The organism is Micromonospora sp. ALFpr18c, assembly GCF_008868155.1.
In the GTDB taxonomy this organism is placed as follows: Bacteria; Actinomycetota; Actinomycetes; order Mycobacteriales; family Micromonosporaceae; genus Micromonospora.
In genome coordinates, this window is the sequence record NZ_WBKR01000354.1 from 1 (window position 1) to 2463 (window position 2463).

The 2463-nt window shown below is 69.3% G+C and carries 4 protein-coding genes; all 4 read left to right on the forward strand.

Translation table 11 applies throughout. The features are described 5' to 3' along the window. A partial coding sequence (locus F8271_RS33615) for a hypothetical protein (RefSeq protein WP_151493241.1) occupies positions 1 to 194 on the forward strand: 194 nt, incomplete at its 5' end. A 121-nt stretch (positions 195 to 315) separates the two neighbouring features. Beyond that, positions 316 to 1506: a helix-turn-helix domain-containing protein gene (locus tag F8271_RS30940; protein WP_151493327.1), complete on the forward strand. Its 1191-nt coding sequence runs from the start codon at positions 316 to 318 to the stop codon at positions 1504 to 1506. Positions 1507 to 1617: 111 nt separating this feature from the next. After that, the gene (locus tag F8271_RS32750) at positions 1618 to 1788 is read left to right on the forward strand and encodes a hypothetical protein (RefSeq protein ID WP_192580543.1); all 171 of its coding nucleotides are present in this window, start codon (positions 1618 to 1620) and stop codon (positions 1786 to 1788) included. Then, positions 1775 to 2463 (forward strand): helix-turn-helix domain-containing protein (locus F8271_RS30945; RefSeq protein ID WP_151493326.1); only part of this gene is annotated, 689 nt, incomplete at its 3' end. The genes F8271_RS32750 and F8271_RS30945, both read left to right, overlap by 14 nt.

Below are 2463 nucleotides of genomic sequence, written 5' to 3' on the forward strand. Positions count from 1 at the left end.
TGACGTTCCGTGAAGATCTTCACCAGGCCCGCACCGGCACCGGACCCGCCGTCATGGCCACCCTGCGTAACACCGCAATCGGCTGGCACCACATCCACGGCGAACCCAACATCGCCCGCGCCAACCGCCGCGCCGACCGTCGCTCACACGACCTCATAACCGCTGTGACCAGCAGTTACCCCAGAACGCAATAGCCCTGGTGAACCGACGTGTCTCGCGCATTTAACGTCATCGCTTGGACGCCCTGCGGGTGTACGGTGCGACAGTGCAGGCATGGTCGCTGTCCCGGTCCTCTACTCGGGAATGGGTGAAGGCATGGTGAAGAAGCCGGACACCATCGGTGCCAGGATTCGGTACTGGCGGATGCGCCGGGGCGGAATGACTCAGGCCGTCCTCGCTGGGCTCGCAGGCGTCACCCAGTCCTACGTGTCGCAGATCGAGTCGGGTCGGAAGACCATCGACCGTCGCTCCACTCTGGTCGCTCTCGCCGCCGCACTCCAGGTCACGGTGGCTGACCTGCTCGGCCAGGGCACAGAGTCCGGCGATCCTGCCCGTGAGAGCGCCGCCGAGTGTGTGCCGGCGATCTGGTCGGCCCTCATCGAGATCGAGGACGGCGAGCGTCGTCCACCGACATGCACAAGGGAACGTCTGACCGCCGAGATCGCCCGCGCCGAGCAGCTCCGCACTTCGTGCAACTACCCGTCCATGGCTCGCATGCTTCCGGGCCTGCTGCTCGAAGCGGCCGCAGTAGGCGGCACCGTGCTCGTCCAGGTCGCCTACCAAGCCGCCACCTGCCTGCGGAACCTCGGATACCGCCATCTAGCCCTCAACGCCGCCCGGCTCGCTGGATCGGTCGCTGAAGGCACCGAAGACCCGGCATGGATCGCGGCCTCCCGCTTCGCCTACGCACAAAGCCTGCCGATCGAATCTGCACCTGTCGCGGCGCGCGCCGCCGACCGGTCACTGACCGAGCTGCAAGCCGAGGCAGCCGACGAGCGGGTGCGACAGATGCTCGGACAGCTTCATCTCTCGGCCGCCTTGACGTCGACAGTCAGCGGTCGGTTGGACGTCGCTCGCGACCACCTTGCCGAGGCAGCCCGCGAGGCGGCAACGCTCGGCGATCCGGCCGACGGAGCTGGCTTCAACGGCTGTGGCTTCGGGCCGACCAACGTCGGGCTCTGGGAGATGTCCATTGCCGCCGAGCAGGGCGAGTCCGGCCGGGTCATTGAGCTCTCTCGGACGGTCTGTCCGCAGGTGCTGGCGGCGTCGATCCGCCAGCAGTCCTACTGGCTTGACCTCGGCCGCGCCCTTGCCGACGGGGGTCGCAGAGACGTTGACGCGCTGGCGGCGTTCGTGCAGGCCGAGCGGGCGGCACCGATCCCGTTCGCCATCAACCCCCTCGCCCGCGATGCCGTGGTGACCCTGGCCCAGCGTGCCCAGCGCCGAGCCATCCCCGACGACCTGCGGCTGCTCGCCGGCCGCATCGGCATCAACCTGGCCGCATAACTGCCAGTAATCGCCGCATTACCAATCCGCCCTAGTGTCCGGTTTGGGACGTACGTGCGTCCCGGTGGCCTGGGGCAGTGAGCGCCCCGGCCTCTGACGGAGGAGGCGGGGATGAGCGGTCGGGACGACAACGCTCCGGAGAACGCAGGGAAACAGTCCGAGGCGGCCGAGCGGGAGGCCGCCAAACAGCGCCTCCTGGCCCAGGCCGAGGCGGACCGCGTACCCGTGGACGACACGACCCGCGCGGTCCCGGACCGGCGGTGGCGGCGTGACCAGCGATGACCTTCCGATCGGCCGCCGCGTGGCGAGCTGGCGGGTGCGGCGGCAGATGACGCAGCAGATGCTCGCCGACCGGCTGCGCAGGTCGAAGAGCTGGGTCGACAAGATCGAGCGGGGTGCCCGCACCCTGGACCGGTACTCGGTGATCCAGGAGCTGGCCCACGTCCTGCGCGTCGATCCAGACGTGCTGCTCGGCCAGCCGCGCAGCACCCCGGCTCGCACACCGGACGGGGTGGACGACATCCGGGCCGCTCTCGCCCGCTACGACCTGCGACAGATCCCGACCCAGGCCCCGGACGAGCTGAGACGGCAGGTCGGGCACGCCTGGTTGACCTACCAGCACGCGCACTACGGGCAGTTGGTGTGCCTGCTGCCGGGTCTGCTCGACGCCGCCCAGGGTGCGCAGTCGGCGGAGCTGCTGGTGCAGGCGTACCGGATCACCTCGTCGCTGCTGGTGAAGCTCGGCGAACCCGACCTGGCCTGGCTGGCCGCCGACCGTGCGATGACCACCGCCGGAGACAACCGAGTCCTCGCGGCAGCAGCAGCCATCTCGATAACCCAGGCGCTCCGCGCCGCCAACCGCAACCCCCTGGCCCTGGAGGCCGCAAACCGCCTCCTCCCACCCCCGTCCCGCCTCGGTGATCATGAGGTTGACCGGCCCTGGGGAGATCAAATCGC

Excerpts from the sequence above, each read along its gene's own strand:
- F8271_RS30940 (WP_151493327.1), top strand. The coding sequence starts at position 316 with ATGGTGAAGAAGCCGGACACCATCGGTGCCAGGATTCGGTACTGGCGG.
- F8271_RS32750 (WP_192580543.1), top strand. The coding sequence starts at position 1,618 with ATGAGCGGTCGGGACGACAACGCTCCGGAGAACGCAGGGAAACAGTCC.